Here is an 18960-nt window from a genome sequence, read left to right as displayed (position 1 = left end):
CCTACGGCTCGGGCAGCGCCGACCGCTCCTTCGGCGGCTATGCCGGCAACGACAGCTTCCGCACCGGCTGGGCCGTCGGCGGCGGCATCGAGTACGCCCTGCCCACCGACTCGTTCCTGAACTTCTTCCGCTCCTCGGCCGTGACGCTCAAGGTCGAAGGCCTGTACGTCAACCTCGACCGCAACACCCGCAACCAGGGCGCGTTCGTCATCAACGCCGCCAACAACTTCCCGGTCGTCTACAGCGGCATCGGTCGCCGCTCCGACGAGTTCGCCGTCGTCCGCGCCGGCCTGAACTACAAGTTCGGCTCCTACTGAGACCGACCAGCGACGGTCGGATGCGACGCTCGCATCCCGACCGTCGCACCCGACCCGACACGACACGCGAAGGGGCCGCTTCCCAAAGGAGGCGGCCCCTTCGCCGTTCAGGAGGCCAGAACACCGACCAGACTCGGACCGGCGCCGCCTCAGTAGCCCTTCCAGAGGCCGGGTGTGGCCAGCTCGAGCAGGTGTCCGTCCGGGTCGCGGAAGTAGACGCTGACGCCGCCCCGCGGCCAGCGGGTGCGCCCCTCGACGGCCACGCCGGCGGCCGCGAGATGGTCCTCCCAGGGCGCGAGGGCGTCGGCGTCGATCGAGAACGCGATATGGGCCGGGCCGCGGCCGTCATGGGGCGGTATGAGACCGCCCGGCGTCTCGATCGGCTGCAGAGACCCGCCCTCCGGAAAGAGCAGGAGGACGCCGCGGCCGCCGACGTCGAAGGCGCGCATGCGGAAGTCGGTGAAGAGGCAGCGCAACCCCATCGTGTCGCGATAGAAGGCCTCGGCGCGGTCGAGGTCCGCGACGTACAGCGCCGTCTCCAGGATGGCGTTGAGCTCGGGCACGGCGATCTCCTGGCGGCGGCGCGGTCACGGCCCGCGGGACTCCGTCCGGTCCGGTCCGGGCCGGTCCAGTCCGGGCCGGCGCAGCGCCGGGCGGCGGCCGCACCGGGCCAACCGGCCGGTCCCGGACTCGGTTCGCCGCGGGCTCAGACGGCCGACGGCCGCGGCGCGCCCGAGTCGGGGCGCGGGGCGCGGCCCGGCACCAGCGACAGGGCGGCCGAGAGCAGGGCGAAGACCACGAGCGGCAGGAGGCTCAGAGTGAAGCTGCCGGTCCCGTCCTTGATCGCGCCGATCAGGTAGGGGCCGAGGAAGCCGCCGAGATTGCCGACCGCGTTGATGGCCGCGATGCTCGCCGCCGCGGTGGCGGGCGGCATCTGCTCGGTCGCGAGCGCCCAGAACGGGCCCTTGAGCATGTAGACGCCCATGGCGGCGATCGTCAGCGCCGCCACGACCGGGCCGAGCCCCGACAGGACCGTGCCGCCCGCGAGCCCCAGCGCCAGGATCAGGAACGAGAGCGCGAGGTGCCAGCGCCGCTCGGCGGTCCGGTCGCTGTGCCGGCCCCAGAGGACCATCGCCAGGGACGCGAAGCCGTACGGGATGCTGTTCAGGAGCCCGGTCTCGACGTTGCCGAGACCGAAGCTCTTGACGATCTGCGGCGTCCAGAACGACAGCCCGTAGCTGCTCGCCGTCGAGCCGAAATAGATCGCGGCGAAGAGGGCGAGCCGCCGGTCGCGCAGGATGTCCCAGAGCGGCGGCTTCGCGGGCTGGCCGCTGCGGGTGTTGCGCGCCGCCTCGGCCCGGAGCTGCCGCTCCAGCCAGTCCCGCTCGGCCGCCGGCAGCCACGCCGCGTCCCGCGGGCCGTCCGGCAGGAGCCACAGGACCGCGACGGCCAGGAACACCGCCGGCAGGCCCTCGAGGATGAACAGCCACTGCCAGCCGGCGAGGCCGAACCCCGTCACGTTGAGTAGCGCGCCGGAGATCGGCGAGCCCAGGAACGACGAGATCGGGATCGAGATCATGAAGACCCCGATGATCCGCGCCCGGTAGGCGGAGGGGAACCAGTAGGTGAGGTAGAGGATCACGCCGGGGAAGAAGCCGGCCTCGGCGAGCCCCAGCAGGAAGCGCAGGCCGATGAACGACCACGGCCCCTGCACCAGGGCCATGGCGGCGGAGATGAGCCCCCAGGTCGCCATGATCCGGGCGATCCACAGCCGCGCCCCGAAGCGCTCCAGCATCAGGTTGCTGGGGATCTCCATCAGGAAGTAGCCGAGGAAGAAGATGCCGGCGCCCCAGCCGAACACGGTCGCCGAGAGGCCGACATCGTGGTTCATCTGGATCGCCGCGAAGCCGACATTCACGCGGTCCAGGAAGGAGACGAAGTAGGCGAGGATCAGGAACGGCACGAGCCGCCAGCCGATCCTGCGCATCGCCGAGCGTTCCAGGGCGGCCTCGTCCGGGGAGCCTGTCATCGGGCCTATCCTCGCGGCGTGTCGTGGGGTCAGGCCGGCCCCCGCGGGGGTCCGGGTCGATCCAGGTCACGTCTCCGAGTCACGGCCGGGTCCGCGCGGGGCGGGACGGCGCCGGGCGCCGCCGCGCGGGCGGCGGGCAGGCGCGGCGTCTCGGGCTTCCTCGCGGGCCGGTCATCTCTGGGTTGTGACCTGTGCCGACCCTGCTTAACCCGCGGCCGCCGCGGCTGGGAAGCGCCGCCGGGCTTCAACGGGGCGGATCTGTCGAGGGGAAACGGCGTCCGCGACCGTCCGGATACGGTCGGAGAGGCCGTCGACGAGCGCCGGACCGGATACCGGGCGGGCTCCCGCGACGCTCGGGGTGGCCCTCGTCTTCGCGCGCGACGAGGCCACCCAGGGCAGCCCGCCATCTGCCGGCGTGGCGCCGCTGGATCGCCTGGCCGCGCGCGGAGACGGGCGGCGCGGGCGGATCCCGACCGCCCGCGCCGCCTCCGGCGGTCGCCCTCAGCCCTTCTTGACGTTCCAGAACACCGGCACGCCGTCGAGGACGCCGGTCAGGGACGGCTTGTACGAGGTCTGGTTGAAGTACTGCCCGAGGGGCAGGTAGGGCAGGTCGGCGAAGGCCTGCTGCTGGAGCTCGCCCGCGAGCCGCTTGCGGGCGGCGGTGTCCGGGGCGTCCAGCCACTGGTCCCGCAGCGCCTCGATCCTCGCGCTGGTGGGCCAGCCGATCGCGGCGCTCTGTCCGGTCCCGCGCAGGAAGGCGCTGACCGCGGGATTCGCCTGGTCGAGCCCCGCCCAGAAGGTGCAGAAGGCGCTCCAGCCGCCCTGGGCGACCGGCTCCTTCTTGGCGCGCCGCTGCACCACCGAGCCCCAGTCCATGACCTGATAGTCGACGTTGAAGCCGGCGCGCGTGAGCATGTCGGCCGCCACGTCGGCGAGCGCCTTCAGGCTCGGGAAGTCCGAGGCGCCCATCAGCACCACCTTCTCGCCCTTGTAGCCGGCCGCCGCCAGCGCCGCCTTGGCGCCCGCGTAGTCGCGCTTGCTGGTCAGGGCGTCGAGGCCGACGTCGCTCGCCATGGGCAGGCCCGGGCAGAAGAAGCCGGTCGGCACGTGGATCAGCTTGGGATCGGTGCCGGTCACCGCCTGCATGAAGTCGGTCTGGTCGACGACCTTCAGCAGCACCTGCCGAATCGCCGGATTGTCGAAGGGCGGCTGGAGCTGGTTCATCCGCAGGCAGCCGATCAGGCCGGTCGGGTCGGTGATCCGCGTCGTCAGCCCGCGGAGGGTGGGCACGAGGTCGGCCGGCGGCTGCTCCCACCAGTCCATCTCGCCCGTCTGCATGGCCGAGGCGGCGGTCGCCTGATCGGGGATGACGTTCCACTCGACCCGGTCGACGTGGACGCGCTTCGGGCCCGAGGTCCATTGCGGCTCGCCGCCCTCGCGGGGGACGTAGCCGGCAAAGCGCTCGTAGACCACCCGGGCGCCGACCACGCGCTCGTCCGCCTTGAAGCGGAACGGGCCGCTGCCGACCATCTCGGTCACCTGCGTGAACGGGTCGGTCTTGGCGAGACGCTCCGGCATGATCGCGCAGATCGAGGAGCCGACCTTGCCCAGCGCGTCCGGCAGGAGCGCGAAGGGCTTCTTCAGGCGGAACTGGATCGTCCGGTCATCCGGGGCCGAGAGCTCGTCCGTGTAGGCCATGAGCGTCTGGCCCATGGCGTCGCGCTTGCCCCAGCGCGCGACGCTCGCCACGCAGTCGCGGGCCAGGACCGGGCTGCCGTCGTGGAAGGTCAGCCCGGGCCGCAGGGTGAGGCGCCACAGCGTGCCGTCGTTCTCCACCGTGTGGCCCGCCACCATCTGCGGCTGGGCGGCGTAGGCGGCATCGGTGCCGTAGAGCGTGTCGAAGACGGCGAGCCCGTGATTCCGGGTGACGTAGGCGGTCGTCCAGATCGGATCGAGCACCGTCAGGTCGGCCTGCGGGATGAACTTGAGCGTCCGGGCGGCACTGCCCTGCGCCAGCGCCGGGGTCGCGAGGGCGGCCCCCGACAGGGCCATGAAGGATCGTCTGTTCAGCATGCCGACTCGCCCGAGCGTTGCAATCCCGCTCAGGTTAGCACGCGGCGGGCCAAGCGCATCACAAGTGCATCACGGGCGCACCGGTCAGCGCACCGGTCAGCGTGCCGGTCAGCGTGCGGCCGCCAGATCCTGCACGAGGGTCAGGACGCGGCGGCGGATCTCGGGATCGTCGATGCGCCGGTAGGCATGCAGCAGGGCGTCGGCCTCGTCGGCACGCCCGCCCGCGACGCCGGCGCCCCGCTCCGCGCTCAGTGGGCCGTACAGGGAGGTGGCCGGAACCTGCAGCGCGTCGGCGATCCGCTGCAGCAGCCGCCCGGCACCCGGCGCGTGCGGCGGTGCGGTGCGCTCGAACAGGTCGTCCTCGGGCGCCGCAGCCCCGGAGGATCCGCTCCGGACAGGTGACTTCGATCCCATCGGCGGTCAGGCTCTGGCGCGCGGGCTGGCTCGAGCATTCATAATACAGAAGACCGGCAGGACGCGAGTGGCCAGCACGCAACAGTTGCATGAATGCGTCAAAGAAGTCTTGAGGTTGCAGCTACCGAACCCGTAGATCGACCGGACCGGAGCCGCACACGTACACCGCCATGCCCAAGACCAACGCGTCCGTCGGTCAGACCTGTCCCGAAGCCTTCCAGATCGCGCTCGATTCCGCCGACATGATCGGGCACTGGGCGTGGGACCCTGCGACGGACCGGGTGCGGGTCGACGCCCTGGTGGCCCTCCTGTTCAAGGTCGATCCGACCGCGGCGGAATCCGGCATCCCGCTGGCCGTCTACGAGGAGGCCATCCACGTCGACGACCGCGACCGGGTCGACACCCTGATCCGCCGCAGCGTCGCGGCGGGGAGTTCCTACGTCGCCGAGTACCGGGTGATCTCCGTCGACGGCCGGATGCGCTGGGTCCTGGCGCGCGGCCGCTTCACCAGCGACCGTCGCGGCCGGCCGACGGGCGGGCGCGGGATCCTCGTGGACATCACGGCGCTGCGCGCGCGCGAGGCGATCGGCGGCGCGACCGCGCCCGACCTCGGCGACATGCCCCTGGACCGGGCGGTCGAGCACGCCCTCGCCGCGCAGGACGCCGTCGCGGCGCTGGGCGATCCGGCCCTGAAGGCCGAGGCGGACGCGCTGCTGATGGCGCTGGGGCGACGGCTGGCCCGGCGGCAGGTCGCGGAACGGCGCCGCCGCCTGAACTGAAGCGTGACGGCAGCGGCGCGGCGGCAACCACTAAATCCCGCCGCTAATTGTGCGCCTTGTTCGTGCAAAGCGGGGATGAACAAGCTTTCGTCAAGATAACGACTTTATTGGCCGCGAGCAGGTGCGGGACCGGCAGCGGCGTTGCCGGAGCCCCGTTCTCACCCGAGCGCGTCGCGCGCGCGCCGTTGCCGTCCGGACCCGGCGGGTCCGGCTTCCCGGGATCGTCGTCATGCACTTCACCGTCACCGCACGCCTGTCCGCGCGCCGGTTCGCCTACCAGCACGCCTCGGTCCTGACCGCCCTGGATCAGGGCATGAGCCTGATCGCGGCCGGCATGGCCGAGGTGACGATCACGGACGGCAGCGGCGAGGCGCGGACGCCGGCCGCGCTGTACCAGTCCCTGTTCGGGGCGCCCGGTCCCCTGCGGCGCCGCCCGGCGCAGGCGCAGGCCGCCTGATCCCGGACGACCCGATCGCGCGCGACGTCCGCCCCGCAACAGATCGTCCCGCAGCGGATCGCCCCCTCGCCGGGCGGCGACGGGGCAGTGTCCGCAGGTGCTCGGGCGATCACGCCTTCGGTTTCACGACCCGAGGCCTGGAAACGACCGCGGCCCATCTCGACTAAAGAGAAATTTGACCAGTACGACGTCGTCTTTCTGGACAACGGCCGAGATCAGGCTTAACCTCGGTGTGTTCGTGCCGCCGACATGCGTGCTCGAATGCTTCCAAGGATCATCTTACATGAAGCGCCGCAGCGCGCGACCGTTCATGGTCGAAGTCAAGCAGACCCGTTCGGCCCGCACAACGCTGACTGCCACCGAGGCGCGGCCGCGCCCGGACAAGATCCTGTGGCCGGAACTGGCGCAGGCCGCCCTCGCGCCGCCCGCACCCGCGCCCGCCCCTCAAGCGGCACCGGCGCCGCGCCCGGAACGGAAGGTGCCGGACGCACCGGTGCGCCGCGTCCTGCCGAGCCTCATGCCGATGTTCGAGGCCCCGGCCGAGCCGGTCCTCGAAGCCGCCGCCGACGAGGCCGCGACGGACCCCGCCGCCGAGACCGTCCCGGCGCCGCGGGCGCGGCGCGGGCGGCCGCGGGCGGCCGCGCGGGACGCGCTCCCGCAGGTGCAGACGGTGCCGTCGCGCCCGGCCATGCCGACCGCCCCGCCGCCGGCCCCGCCCGTCGACGAGGCGCCCGCCCGCGTCCCGCCGCCGGCCGCGTCGGGTCCCACGTCGGGTCAGGGCCCGTCGCCCCGGTCGACGGCAGGGCGGCGGACGAACGAGCTGCGGCTCGGCGAGCGCTGGAAGCGGCGCCTGCCGCACTTCATGCGCTGATCCCGCGTTGACGGCCCGGCCGCGCCCTCGCGGCCGGCCGCGTCAGGTGAAGAACGGCCTGAAGTTCTCGAGCCATCCGCGCAGCCAGGCCTCGCAGCCCTGCCGGGCGCCTTCGGCGTCCTGGCCGTGCCCCCAGATGTCCTCGGCCAGCGGGCTCCACCAGGTCCAGAACCGGCTCGATCCGTCGTAGGCGCAGATCCCCACGACGACCGTCCCGACCCGGCCGACGAAGCGCGGGAGCGGCACGCCGGCGGTCTCGTCCTGCGTCCAGGTGATCAGGGTCCGGGGCATGCCGTGAGAACGGTGGCCGCCCCGGGATGTTCACGGGCCCGGATGTTCGAGATGTTCGACCGGACGGATCCGCCCGGCGCGTCGGGGACCTAGGCCGCCCACCGCTCCGGCACCGGTCCCGCGGCCAGCCGCGAGTTGCGGTAGCGCGCGTCGTCGGTGACCTCGCGCTCGACCCAGGGAGGGAGCACCACCGGCTGGTCCTCGCGCTCCAGTTCGATCTCGGCCAGGATCAGGCCCGCGAGGTTCCCGCCGAACACGTCGACGTCCCAGACCGCCCCGGCATGCGCGACCCGGTAGCGGGTCTTCTCGAGCCGCCGGCCGGGCGGCACGGTGGCGAGGAGCGCCGCGCCGTCCTCCGGCGCGATGGCGAACTCGATCTCGTCCCGGCTGGCGCCGCGGCGCGGGCTCTTCCACGTGATCAGCGAGCGCTCACCGGCCCGGCGGATCCGGATCGTGTTGGCCGCGTCGGTGAAGAGGTATCCCTGAACCAGGGGCGTCCCCGCCCGGCACAGCGCCAGAACCGACGGGTTCGCGATGAACTTGCGCTCGATCTCGACAGCCATGCCGCGCCTCGTGGACGTTTGACGCGTCAGCCTTCGCCGACAAGCCGGCCCGCGACAAGCCGCCTGGCGGGGATGAGCACAGCGTTACAGGCATGGCTCGGTGCCAATGCGCGCGGGCTGCAATGGGATCGTGTTAAACTTATGTAAAAGCGTGAGGAGGCCGTCGATTGCAGAAGCATCATCAGAAATCCCGCCCTTCTCCGTCCGCGAGGTCAGCGCTGAAGACGGCATCCAAGCGGCCGAACTTGAAGAAGCTGCTCCGCAAGGCGCAGGTCAAACCGCTCAAGCAGGTGGCGGCCCTGCCGTTCCGCGTCGGCGCCGACGGCCGGATCGAGGTCCTGCTGATCACCTCGCGCGATACCGGGCGCTGGATCATCCCGAAGGGCTGGCCGATGACCGGCCGCAAGGCCCATCAGGCCGCCGCGCGGGAGGCCTACGAGGAGGCGGGGCTCGAGGGGCAGATCGCCGCGAACCCGGTCGGACGGTACCATTACCAGAAGCGCTTCGACCACGGCCGCGCCTTCCCCTGCATGGTCCGCGTCTACCCGCTGCGGGTCGAGGCCCAGCACGAGCGCTGGCCGGAACAGGCCCAGCGCACCCTGCAATGGTTCGCGCCCGAGGAGGCGGCGCGCCTCGTCCACGAGGACGAGCTCCAGGAACTCCTGACGGATTTCGCGGCGCGGCCGATCGAGATCCGCGGCGACGGGCGCGGCTGACGGGCGCGGCTGACGGGCGCCGCGACGGGCACGGGCGGGCGGACCGCCGCCGCGCCCGAATATACAACTCCTGATCTGCGGCCTGACCGGCGCCCGGCGGCGCCCGGAAGAGCCTCGTCCGCATCGCGGATCGGACCCGTGTCCGGGCGAAATGCAACTTCTGATTAGTATCCGCGGGTTAAGGTTCCCGCCGTCGCAGATGGGCGGGGCACCTCGATGTATCGCGCGTTCGCTTGCCTGACCGAGGAACATACCGGCTGGGTGGTCGCCCTGGCCGCCTGCGTGTGCTGGATCTCCTGCGCGGTCGCCCTCAAGCTGGAGCAGCGCGTCCAGGTCCGCGCCGACGGGCACGGGCCGGTCTGGCTCCTGGCCTCGGGCTTCTCGATCGGGGCCGGGATCTGGAGCACCCACTTCATCGGCATGCTGGGCTACGATCCCGGCGTGGTGCTGGGCTACGAGCCGCGCACGACCCTGCTCTCGCTGATCGTCGCGATCGCGGCCGCCACCGTGGCCTTCCTGTTCGCCCGGGCCACGCCGTCGCGCTGGGCCGGGGCGGGGGCGGGCCTCGTGCTCGGGATCGGCATCGCCTGCATGCACTTCCTCGGCATCGCCGGCGTGCGGCTGCCGGGGCACTTCACCTGGGACCCCGCCATGGCCGCCACGGCGATCGCGGCGGGCTGCGGGCTCGCGGCCGCCGGCATGGCCATCCATGTCGGCAGCGCGGGCGCGCGGGCCCGGCTCGCGGCCGCGACCGTCCTGACCCTCGCCATCGCGATCCTGCACTTCCTGGCCATGGCGGCCGCCCGTGTGGTGCCGGACCCGGCCCTGGCGGTCCCGCAGCTCGGCCTCGCCCGGGGCGTCCTGGCCGGCGGCATCGCCGGCGTGATGGCGGTGATCCTGGCCTTCGCGGCGCTGACGCTGATGCTGGACCACCTGCGCCGGATCAACGTCGCCCTGGCCCGACAGGGCCGCATGCTGCGGGAGAAGACCCTGCTGCTCGACGCCACCCTCGACAGCATGGACCAGGGCCTCATCATGGTCGACGCCGGCGGCGTGGTCCGGGTCTGCAACGAGCGGGCGCTGGCGCTCCTCGACCTGCCCCGGGCGATGATGCAGGCGCGGCCGAGCTACCGGGCGGTGCTGCGCCACGAGGCCCGCCGGCAAGAGGGCCGCCAAGAGAGCCACCAAGAGGCGAGCCGCCGCGAGCGCCGGCGCCCGGACCGCTCGATCCGGACCTGGATCGAGCGCGGCGAGGCCGGGCAGACGCAGGTTCACGAGCGGGCGCGGCCCAACGGCCTCGTGCTCGAGATCCGCACCGTGCCCCTGGCGGATGGCGGCTTCGTGCGGACCTTCACCGACATCACCAAGCGGAAGGCCGCGGAGGCCGAGGTGGCGCGCCTCGCCCGCCACGATGTCCTCACTGGCCTGCCGAACCGGGCGCTGTTCCACGAGACCCTCGCGCGCAGCCTCGTCGACATCGTCCAGCGCGGCGGCGCCTGCGCGGTCCTGTACCTCGACCTCGACGGCTTCAAGAGCGTGAACGACAGCCTCGGCCACCAGGCCGGGGACGAGCTCCTCCGGCGCGTGTCGGCCGGCCTGCGGGGCATCGCGGGGGACGGGGCGGTGGCCCGGCTCGGGGGCGACGAGTTCGCCGTGCTCTCCGCCGGCGGCGCGGCCGAGGCCGAGGTCCTGGCCGAGCGCCTCATCGCGCTGTTCCACAGCCCGTTCAGCGTGGGCGGGCACCGGGTCGGCGTCGGCCTGAGCGTCGGCATCGCGCTGGCCCCCGAGCACGGGACGGATGCCGAGCCGCTGTACCGCCGCGCCGACCTCGCCCTCTACCGGGCCAAGGCCGAGGGCCGCGGCACGTACCGGATCTTCACCCCCGCCATGGACGAGGAGGCCGAGGAGCGGCGGGTGCTCGAGCGCGACCTGCGCCAGGCCCTCGACGACAACACCCTGAGCCTGCACTACCAGCCGCAGGTGGAGGGCCACACGGGGGCGCTCGTCGGATTCGAGGCGCTCCTGCGCTGGACCCACCCGGTCCGCGGCAGCGTGTCGCCCAACGTGTTCGTGCCCCTGGCCGAGGAGACCGGCCTGATCGTGGCGCTCGGCGACTGGGTGCTGCGCGAGGCCTGCCGCGAGGCGGCCCAGTGGGCGCAGCCCCTGAAGGTCGCCGTCAACCTCTCGCCCCGTCAGTTCCAGAAGCCCGGCCTGCCCGAGACCGTCCTGGCGATCCTGGCCGAGACCGGTCTCTCGCCGGACCGCCTGGAGCTGGAGGTCACCGAGAGCATCATCATCAACGACATGGCCCGGGCCGTGGGCATCCTCCGCCGCCTGAAGAGCTACGGCATCCGGATCAGCATGGACGATTTCGGGACCGGCTACGCGTCGCTCGCGACCCTCCAGGCCTTCCCGTTCGACAAGCTGAAGATCGACCGCTCCTTCGTGGCGCAGCTCGGAACCGGGCCGCAGGCCGCCGTGATCGTCCGGGCCGTGCTCAGCCTCGGCCGCAGCCTCGGCATGGGCGTCGTCGCGGAGGGCGTCGAGACCCACGCGCAGATGAAGTTCCTGACCGAGGAGGCCTGCGGCGAGATGCAGGGCTTCCTGTTCGGCAGGCCGCGCCCGATCACCGACTACGCCGCCGCGGTCGGCGGTCCCGCCGGCCCCGCCGAGGAGTCCGCCCGGGCCGAGCCGGGCCTCGCCGCGGTCGGCTGAGCGGGATCGCCGATCCGCCGCCGGGAACCCGCCCGATCGCTCCGACGTTGGCCCCGCAGATTGGATCACTTCTAAGGTCCAAGCTCTCGTCCCCCGCCGGGACGGCCCCCGGGCCGCCGGCCTCACAGGAGCCCGACCATGAACGCCAAGTGCGAGACCTGCCGGTTCTTCGACGAGCACAAGGGCAACGGCGCCGTCGCGCAGAACGATGCCGGCCTGTGCCGCTTCAACCCGCCGGTCAGCCAGCCCGCGCCCGAGTCCAAGGGTCTCTGGCCGGTGGTCGCCGCCCAGGACTGGTGCGGCCACTACACCGCCGAGATGACCGCGGCCGAGTAGGGGCGTCCGCCACGCGACGATCGGGGCCGGCCTTCGGGTCGGCCCTTTCGTTTGGGCGGGTCCCGGCGCGGCCCGCCGCAACTTTCGCGTCCCCGGCCGCGCCGCCCCCCTGACCATCGCGGGAACGGGCTCTACCTTGGAGCCGATCCAGGGTGCCGCCGCTTTGCGGGATGTCTTGCCGGGATGTCTTGCCGGGATGTCTTGCCGGGATGTCTGCCGGGATGTTCCGCCGGGATGTTCCGCCCGCGGGCCCCGGCGACCGGGATCCCGTCCGCGCCTTCGCGATCTGAACCGGAGAGAGACTTGATGGTGAGCGCCGAAACCGTGCCCCAGGACCCGGGCGCCAGACCTGCGCGGACCGACGCACCGGTCCTCGCCGCCGTCACGTTCACGGTGAACGGCGAGCGGCGCACGCTCGAACTCGACACCCGCACCAGCCTGCTCGACGCCGCGCGCGAGCACCTGCACCTGACCGGGTCCAAGAAGGGCTGCGATCACGGCCAGTGCGGCGCCTGCACGATGATTGTCGACGGGCGGCGCATCAACGCCTGCCTGACGCTGGCGATCATGCACCAGGGCGCCGAGATCGTGACCGTCGAGGGCCTGGGGCAGCCCGACAGCCTGCACCCGATGCAGGCGGCCTTCGTCAAGCACGACGGCTACCAGTGCGGCTACTGCACGCCGGGCCAGATCTGCTCGGGTGTGGCCGTCCTGGAGGAGATCCGGGCCGGCATCCCGAGCCACGTCACGGCCGATCTCGGCGCCGCCCCGCAGGTGACCGAGACCGAGATCCGCGAGCGGATGAGCGGCAACCTCTGCCGCTGCGGCGCCTATTCCAACATCGTCGAGGCGATCACCGAAGTCGCCGGGAGCCGCGCATGAAGTCCTTCACGTACGAGCGCCCGGGCACGCCCGCCGCGGCCGCCGCCGCCGTCGCCGCCACGCCCGACGCCAAGTTCATCGCCGGCGGCACCAACCTGCTCGACCTGATGAAGCTGCAGATCGAGACCCCGCGCCACCTCGTCGACGTGAACGGGCTCGGCCTCGACGCGGTCGAGCCGACCGAGGAGGGCGGCCTGCGCATCGGCGCCCTGGTGCGCAACACCGATCTCGCGGCCCATCCGCGGGTGCGCGCGGATTACGGGGTCCTCGCCCGCGCGCTGCTCGCCGGCGCCTCCGGCCAGCTGCGCAACAAGGCGACCACCGCCGGCAACCTGCTGCAGCGGACCCGCTGCCCGTACTTCTACGACACCGCCCAGCCCTGCAATAAGCGCCAGCCGGGCTCCGGCTGTTCGGCGCTCGACGGCGTGAGCCGCCAGTTGGCGGTGATCGGCGGCAGCGAGGCCTGCATCGCCACGCATCCGGGCGACATGGCGGTGGCCATGCGCGTCCTCGACGCCACCGTGGAGACGATCGACGCCGGGGGCGCCGCGCGGAAGATCCCGATCGCCGAGTTCCACCGCCTGCCGGGCGACGACCCGTCGCGCGACACGAACCTCGAGCCCGGCGAGCTCATCACCGCGGTGACGCTGCCGAAGCCCGTTCCCGGCACGCACATCTACCGCAAGGTCCGCGACCGCGCCTCCTACGCCTACGCGCTGGTCTCGGTGGCGGCGATCCTGGGCAAGGACGGCTCCGGCCACGTCGCCTTCGGGGGCGTCGCCCACAAGCCCTGGCGGGTCGAGGCGGCCGAGGCCGATCTCCCGAAGGGCGCCCGGGCCGTGACCGACCGGGTCTTCGCCGACGCCAAGCCCACCCACGAGAACGCCTACAAGCTGAAGCTCGCCGAGCGGACCCTCGGCGCCGCGCTCAACCAAGCGAGGGCCTGAGCCATGAAGTTCGACACCGCCGCGGGCCCGAACCCGATCGACCGCCTCAAGGTCGTCGGCCTGCCCACCGACCGCATCGACGGCAAGTACAAGACCACCGGCACCGCGCCCTACGCGTACGAGCGCCACGACGCGGCCCCCGACGCCGCCTACGGCTACGTGCTGGGCTCCGCCATCGCCAAGGGCCGGGTGCGCAGCATCGACACGGCCTCGGCCCGGCAGGCGCCCGGCGTCATCGGGATCGTCACCACCCTCGACACGCCGCGGATCGAGCGCGGCGTGATGAACGTCGCCTACCTGTTCGGCGGCGACGTGATCCAGCACTACCATCAGGCGATCGCCGTCGTGGTGGCCGAGACCTTCGAGCAGGCCCGGGCGGCCGCCTTCCTGGTGACGGTCGATTACGCCCCCGAGGCCGGTGCGTTCGACCTCGCCGCCGCGGCGAAGACCGCCGAGCCGGTCCCGGCCGACAGCGGCGAGGGCAGCGGCGGCAACGGCGAGGAGCGGACCGGCGACTTCGAGGGCGCCTTCGCGCAGGCCCCCGTGACGCTCGACGCGACCTACACGACGTCCGACGAGAGCCACGCCATGATGGAGCCGCACGCCACGACGGCGGCCTGGGACGGCGACCGGGTCACGCTCTGGACCGCCAACCAGATGATCGGCTGGGGCCACGGCAGCCTCGCCAAGATGCTCGGCCTGCCGAAGGACAAGGTCCGGCTCGACGCGCCCTATGTCGGCGGCGGCTTCGGCGGCAAGCTGTTCGTGCGCGCCGACGCGGTGCTGGCGGCGCTCGCCGCGAAGGCCACCGGACGGCCGGTCAAGGTGGCGCTGACCCGCCCGCTGATCGCCAACAACACCACGCACCGCCCGGCCACGATCCAGCGGGTCCGGATCGGCGCCCAGCGGGACGGCACCATCACGGCGATCGCGCACGAGAGCGTCTCGGGCAACCTGCCGGAGGGCGATCCCGAGACGGCCGTGAACCAGACCAAGTACCTCTACGCGGGGGCGAACCGCCTGACCGCCATGAAGCTCGCCCGGCTCGACCTGCCCGAGGGCAACGCCATGCGTGCCCCCGGCGAGGCCCCGGGCCTCGCGGTGCTGGAGGTCGCCATGGACGAGATGGCCGAGAAGCTCGGCCTCGACCCGGTGGAGTTCCGCATCCGCAACGACACGCAGGTCGTCCCGACCCAGCCGGACCTGCGCTACTCCCACCGCGACCTCGTCGGCTGCCTCAAGCTCGGCGCCGAGCGGTTCGGCTGGGCCAGGCGCAACCCGAAGCCCGGACAGGTCCGGGAGGGGCATTGGCTCGTCGGGCACGGCATGGCGGCGGCGTTCCGCGACAACATGGTGCTGAAGTCGGGCGCCCGGGTGCGGCTCTCCGCCGACGGCACGGTCACGGTCGAGACCGACATGACCGATATCGGCACCGGCAGCTACACGATCATCGCGCAGACCGCCGCCGAGATGATGGGCGTGCCCCTCGACCGGGTCGTGGCGCGGCTCGGCGACTCGGACTTCCCGGTCTCGTCGGGTTCGGGCGGCCAGTTCGGCGCCAACTCGTCGACCGCGGGCGTCTACGCGGCCTGCGTGAAGCTGCGGGAGGCGGTCGCGCAGAAGCTCGGCTTCAACGCCACCGACGCGGTGTTCGAGGAGGGCGAGGTTCGCGCCGGCAACCGCGCCATCCCGCTCGCCCGGGCCGCCGCCGACGGCGAGCTCGTGGCCGAGGACGCGATCGAGTTCGGTGAGTTCTCGAAGACCCAGCAGGTCTCGACCTTCGGCGCCCACTTCGTCGAGGTCGCGGTGGATGCCTATACGGCGGAGGTCCGGGTGCGGCGGATGCTGGCGGTCTGCGCGGCGGGGCGCATCCTCAACCCGAAGTCCGCCCGCAGCCAGGTGATCGGCGGGATGGTGATGGGCACCGGAGCGGCCCTGATGGAGGAGCTGGTCGTCGACACCAAGCGCGGCTTCTTCGCCAACCACGACCTCGCCGGCTACGAGGTGCCGGTCCACGCCGACATCCCGCACCAGGAGGTGATCTTCCTCGACGAGGTCGACCCGATGTCCTCGCCCATGAAGGCCAAGGGCGTGGGCGAGCTCGGCATCTCGGGGGTCGGCGCCGCGGTCGCGAACGCGATCTACAACGCCACCGGCATCCGCGTGCGCGACTACCCGATCACCCTCGACAAGCTCCTCGACCGCATGCCGGACGCGGCCTGACCGGGGCGCGGGGACGTCCTGCCGGGCGTCCCCTACGGGTCCACGACGTGGAAGCTGGCCCGGGCCCGCATCACGAGGCGGCCGTCCTCGTCGTAGGCGCGGGCGGTGAAGTCGTTCACCCCGGTCTCCTCGCCCTCGTCGTGCAGGAGCGCCGTCAGGGTCCGGCGCAGCAGGTCCCGCAGGGCGGCCCGGTCCGGGAGGACCGTGCCCTCGTCGTCCCGGACGGCGACGTGGTCGGCGGTGTCGATGAAGTAGCGCGGCATGGGTGTCTCCAGGATCGGGATGACCGGGACGGGAGCGCCCGCAAGCCTCGCCGGCGGCCGATCAGGGATACGGATCGGGCCGGCGGCCGCACTCATCTGGGTTTGAAAGACCGGGCTCATCGTCCGGGCGCGAAGGTGCGCGGGCTCGAACGGAAGAGGGGCCGCGGATCCCCCGGCCCCTCGCTCCGTCGTTCCCCCCGGACGGGATCAGTACTTCCGGATGATCGGCTCCGGCGCCATCGGGACCGGATCCGCCCCGAACCGGTAGGTCAGGCCGGCGTAGATCGAGAGCGGCTGCGCCAGGGTGGTGGTCCGCGGGTCGTTGATCGACAGGTTGCCGGCCACCGCGCCCGTCTCGGCGAAGGTGCCGAACGTGGCGTAGCGGTTGTTGGTCAGGTTGGTGATCAGCCCGAAGATCTCCAGGTTCTTGCTGACCTGATACTTCGTCGTCAGGTTCATCACGTAGTAGGCCGGCAGCTTGCGGTTGAGGTTCGATTCGTCACCCCGGTAGTAGGACGACGAGAAGGCCGAGACGTTGAGGCCGAAGCGCCAGTTCGGGGTGATGCTGTACTCGAAGCCCGCCTTGATCTGGTGATCGGGGATCAGCGGGATCTTGTCGCCCGGCCGGACGCGGATGCCGCCGTTCGGGATCACGTCGCCGCCCACGGCGCCGCCGGCCGCGCCGGTGCTCGCCAGCGGGTTGTTGGGCGACGAGAGGGTCGCGTTGAACTGGAAGGTCGCGTCGACCAGGGCGTAGTTGGCGTAGACCAGCAGGTCGGGCGTGACCGCGTACTCGGCGCCGACCTCGATGCCCTGGCGCCGGGTCGCCGGGACGTTGATGTAGTAGGCGCGGGCGGCGTTGCCCGCGACGGCGACCTGGTAGAGGTCGTTGCTCAGGTCGGTGCGGTAGACGCCGGCCTTGTAGGTGAGGGCGCCGCCCGACAGGAAGGCCGGGATCACGCCGCGGAAGCCGGCCTCGTAGGTCCGGCCGGTGACCTGCTTGAGCGGCGGATCGGCCACGAGCGAGTTCGGCAGCAGGCACGGCTGGGTCGGGCTGGAGCAGGACAGCTCCAGCGGGGTCGGGGCGCGGTTCGATTCCGAGTAGCCGCCGTAGAGGTTCAGCGCCGGATCGAACTGGTAGGTCAGGCCCGCGAGCGGGTTGACCTTGGTGTACTCGTGCACGCCGGTGACGTCCGGCGAGAACCCGGTCTGGTCCCGGGTCTGGATGCGGGCGTAGTTGAGCCGGAAGCCGCCGGTCAGCGACAGCCGGTCGGTCACGTCCAGCGTGTCGGTGGCGTAGAGGCCGAGATACAGGGTCGAGCCGCTGACGTTGCCCGGCGCGAGGCCGATCGCCCCCAGCGTGCGGATGTCCGGCGTGCCGAGGCCCGGGATCGTGCCGTAATACGGGTTGTTCGGGTCGACGGTGATCGACAGGTTCGGGTTGATCACGCCCAGCTGGCTCGCCGACTTGAACGAGAAATTCGAGGCGTCGACGCTGCCGCCGACCACGAAGGCGTTGTTCAGGCCGAAGATCCGGTCGCGGTTGGCGGCCTGGAGTGAGCCGCCGTAGGATTCGGCCTCCGTCCGGGTCGTGTCGATCGTGCCGTACGGGATGTTCCGGACGAACGGGATCGTCTGGTTGTTCAGGCCGAGGATCGCGAACTGGTTGGCGTAGGCCCGGCGCGCCGCCACCTGGCTGGTGGGCGGCGCGTTCACGTTGAACGCGTCGTCCTGGTAGCAGAGCGAGCCCCGGAAGCTGCTGCGGCTGCTGCAGTTCTCGAAGTTGCCCTGGTTGCCGTCGACGTAGAACTCGCTGAAGCGCCGGTAATAGGCGTTGCCGGCGAGGTCCCAGGTCGGCGAGAGGTCGACCCGGCCGGTCAGCTGGAGCGTGCCCACTTGCGTCGTCTGGGTCTGCGGGTAGGTGAAGATCGCCCGCGGGTCGAGATGGGTGAAGTCCACCGGCGTGGCGGCGGCGGCGCCGTAGAAGCTGCGGGCGGCGAGCCCGATCAGGTGGAACTCCGAATCCTGCGAGCGGTAGCCGAGATCCGCGTAGAGGCGGCCGATCGTGCTCGGGTTCTGGTAGCGCCAGCCGCGGTCGTTCAGGCCGTCGCCGGTGAAGTAGAAGCTCCAGGGACCGGAGATCTTGCCGTACTCGAGATAGCCGGCGGTGCGCGCGTCCGAGCCGCCCCAGGCCGAGATCTCGGTGCCCTGCCAGGTGAAGCCGTTCTTCATCTGGATGTTGACCGCGCCTCCGATGGCGTTGAGGCCGAAGACCGGGTTGCCGGTGACCACGTCGATGCGCTGGATCGCCTGCGGCGGGATCAGGTCGAAATTGACGATGTCGCCGAAGGCCTCGTTGATGCGCACGCCGTTCTGGTAGACGGCGAGCCCCTGCGGCACGCCCTGCACCGACGAGGCCGTGAAGCCGCGGTAGCTGAGATCGACCCGGTTCGAATTGCCCTGCGAGTCGTTGAGGTTCACCCCGGGCGTGCGCCGCGCCAGCGTGGCGATCACGTTGTCGGAGCCCTGATCGACCTCGATCTGCCGGGCCGTGACGGTCTCGACGGTGCTGGGGATCTTGTTGAGCGGCTGCTCGGAGCCGCGCAGCCGCACCCCGCCGGCCGGGGCCGGCAAGGTCGGCGCGGCCTGGGCGAGCGTATCGAGATTCTGGGCGCCGCTGGAATTGCCGCCGCCCGCACCCACCGGCGACGTCGAGACGACGCTGATCTCGCCGAGGGTGACGGATTGTTGAGCCTGCGCGACACCCGGCAACAGAGCCACGGACGCGATCAAGCTGCCTCGCAGGGCCCGCATATCTTCCCCCAACCTGGATTCGAAGGCACGCGCCGCTTCGCGTCGGCTGCGTGCGCCTCACTGATCTCGGGTCGGGTCGCGACCTCAATTCACATTCTGTTTAATCCCTGCCGGGGACGACTTGCGGGCTCGAATGATCGGGCCTGTGGCGCAAAGACAACAAAAGAGGAAGATAGCGGCAAGTCTTCGGGATTATTATGAAGGACATCGCGGGATAATTGCGCAATCGGGCCGGTCCTCCGGGGCGGCGTCCGAGGCCGCGCGCCGGGT

Annotated in this window: 17 protein-coding genes and 1 pseudogene; 10 read left to right on the top strand and 8 right to left on the bottom strand. The window is 71.8% G+C overall.

Annotated elements, in window-relative coordinates:
- A pseudogene (locus H288_RS0118630) lies at positions 1 to 317 on the top strand (porin family protein); the annotation flags it as partial.
- Positions 318 to 466: 149 nt separating this feature from the next.
- Here H288_RS0118630 and H288_RS0118625 read toward each other — a convergent pair.
- The 4 genes from H288_RS0118625 to H288_RS0118610 all read right to left on the bottom strand — a co-directional run bounded on the left by H288_RS0118625 (position 467) and on the right by H288_RS0118610 (position 4833).
- Positions 467 to 880, bottom strand: a complete 414-nt coding sequence (locus H288_RS0118625; RefSeq protein WP_020094093.1) for a VOC family protein — start codon at positions 878 to 880, stop codon at positions 467 to 469.
- Between the two features lie 143 nt (positions 881 to 1023).
- Positions 1024 to 2346 carry an MFS transporter gene (locus H288_RS0118620; protein WP_020094092.1) on the bottom strand — a complete coding sequence of 441 codons (1323 nt, stop codon included), beginning with the start codon at positions 2344 to 2346 and terminating at the stop codon, positions 1024 to 1026.
- A gap of 501 nt (positions 2347 to 2847) precedes the next feature.
- Positions 2848 to 4419 (bottom strand): ABC transporter substrate-binding protein, encoded by a 1572-nt coding sequence (locus tag H288_RS0118615; RefSeq protein ID WP_026605074.1) that lies wholly within the window; start codon positions 4417 to 4419, stop codon positions 2848 to 2850.
- 108 nt (positions 4420 to 4527) lie between these two features.
- Positions 4528 to 4833: a hypothetical protein gene (locus H288_RS0118610; protein WP_020094090.1), complete on the bottom strand. Its 306-nt coding sequence runs from the start codon at positions 4831 to 4833 to the stop codon at positions 4528 to 4530.
- Positions 4834 to 5003: 170 nt separating this feature from the next.
- Here H288_RS0118610 and H288_RS0118605 point away from each other — a divergent pair, with 170 nt between their 5' ends.
- The 3 genes from H288_RS0118605 (at position 5004) to H288_RS0118595 (ending at position 6940) form a co-directional block, all read left to right on the top strand.
- Positions 5004 to 5612, top strand: a complete 609-nt coding sequence (locus H288_RS0118605; RefSeq protein WP_020094089.1) for a PAS domain-containing protein — start codon at positions 5004 to 5006, stop codon at positions 5610 to 5612.
- A 229-nt stretch (positions 5613 to 5841) separates the two neighbouring features.
- The gene (locus H288_RS0118600; protein WP_020094088.1) at positions 5842 to 6069 is read left to right on the top strand and encodes a hypothetical protein; all 228 of its coding nucleotides are present in this window, start codon (positions 5842 to 5844) and stop codon (positions 6067 to 6069) included.
- A 283-nt stretch (positions 6070 to 6352) separates the two neighbouring features.
- Entirely contained in the window at positions 6353 to 6940 is a 588-nt protein-coding gene (locus H288_RS0118595) for a hypothetical protein (RefSeq protein WP_020094087.1), read from the top strand.
- Positions 6941 to 6982: 42 nt separating this feature from the next.
- On the opposite strand, the gene H288_RS0118590 is transcribed toward H288_RS0118595, so the two are convergent.
- Entirely contained in the window at positions 6983 to 7231 is a 249-nt protein-coding gene (locus tag H288_RS0118590; protein WP_020094086.1) for a hypothetical protein, read from the bottom strand.
- 89 nt (positions 7232 to 7320) lie between these two features.
- Positions 7321 to 7794 (bottom strand): CYTH domain-containing protein, encoded by a 474-nt coding sequence (locus H288_RS0118585; RefSeq protein ID WP_020094085.1) that lies wholly within the window; start codon positions 7792 to 7794, stop codon positions 7321 to 7323.
- 245 nt (positions 7795 to 8039) lie between these two features.
- Here H288_RS0118585 and H288_RS0118580 point away from each other — a divergent pair, with 245 nt between their 5' ends.
- The 6 genes from H288_RS0118580 (at position 8040) to paoC (ending at position 15613) form a co-directional block, all read left to right on the top strand.
- Positions 8040 to 8510, top strand: coding sequence for an NUDIX hydrolase (locus tag H288_RS0118580; RefSeq protein ID WP_020094084.1), 471 nt, complete (start codon positions 8040 to 8042; stop codon positions 8508 to 8510).
- 216 nt (positions 8511 to 8726) lie between these two features.
- On the top strand, positions 8727 to 11225 hold the full coding sequence (locus H288_RS0118575) for an EAL domain-containing protein (protein ID WP_020094083.1): 2499 nt from the start codon (positions 8727 to 8729) through the stop codon (positions 11223 to 11225).
- Between the two features lie 138 nt (positions 11226 to 11363).
- Complete coding sequence (locus tag H288_RS0118570) at positions 11364 to 11561, top strand: hypothetical protein (protein ID WP_012321181.1); 198 nt, start codon at positions 11364 to 11366, stop codon at positions 11559 to 11561.
- A 306-nt stretch (positions 11562 to 11867) separates the two neighbouring features.
- On the top strand, positions 11868 to 12443 hold the full coding sequence (gene paoA / locus H288_RS0118565) for an aldehyde dehydrogenase iron-sulfur subunit PaoA (protein ID WP_020094082.1): 576 nt from the start codon (positions 11868 to 11870) through the stop codon (positions 12441 to 12443).
- Complete coding sequence (locus H288_RS0118560) at positions 12440 to 13390, top strand: xanthine dehydrogenase family protein subunit M (protein ID WP_020094081.1); 951 nt, start codon at positions 12440 to 12442, stop codon at positions 13388 to 13390. Before paoA ends, H288_RS0118560 begins: the two co-directional genes overlap by 4 nt.
- 3 nt (positions 13391 to 13393) lie before the next feature.
- Positions 13394 to 15613: an aldehyde oxidoreductase molybdenum-binding subunit PaoC gene (gene paoC / locus H288_RS0118555; RefSeq protein ID WP_020094080.1), complete on the top strand. Its 2220-nt coding sequence runs from the start codon at positions 13394 to 13396 to the stop codon at positions 15611 to 15613.
- A gap of 32 nt (positions 15614 to 15645) precedes the next feature.
- Here the strand turns inward: paoC and H288_RS0118550 are convergent, their stop codons facing one another.
- A complete protein-coding gene (locus H288_RS0118550; protein ID WP_020094079.1) occupies positions 15646 to 15876 on the bottom strand; it encodes a hypothetical protein in 231 nt (76 codons plus the stop codon).
- 207 nt (positions 15877 to 16083) lie between these two features.
- Complete coding sequence (locus tag H288_RS0118545; RefSeq protein WP_026605073.1) at positions 16084 to 18690, bottom strand: TonB-dependent receptor; 2607 nt, start codon at positions 18688 to 18690, stop codon at positions 16084 to 16086.
- Positions 18691 to 18960: the final 270 nt, after the last annotated feature.

This window comes from Methylobacterium sp. 285MFTsu5.1 (assembly GCF_000383455.1).
Lineage (GTDB): Bacteria > Pseudomonadota > Alphaproteobacteria > Rhizobiales > Beijerinckiaceae > Methylobacterium.
Note: the sequence above shows the minus strand (reverse complement) of the source record. Positions and strands in the feature narration are given on the sequence as shown.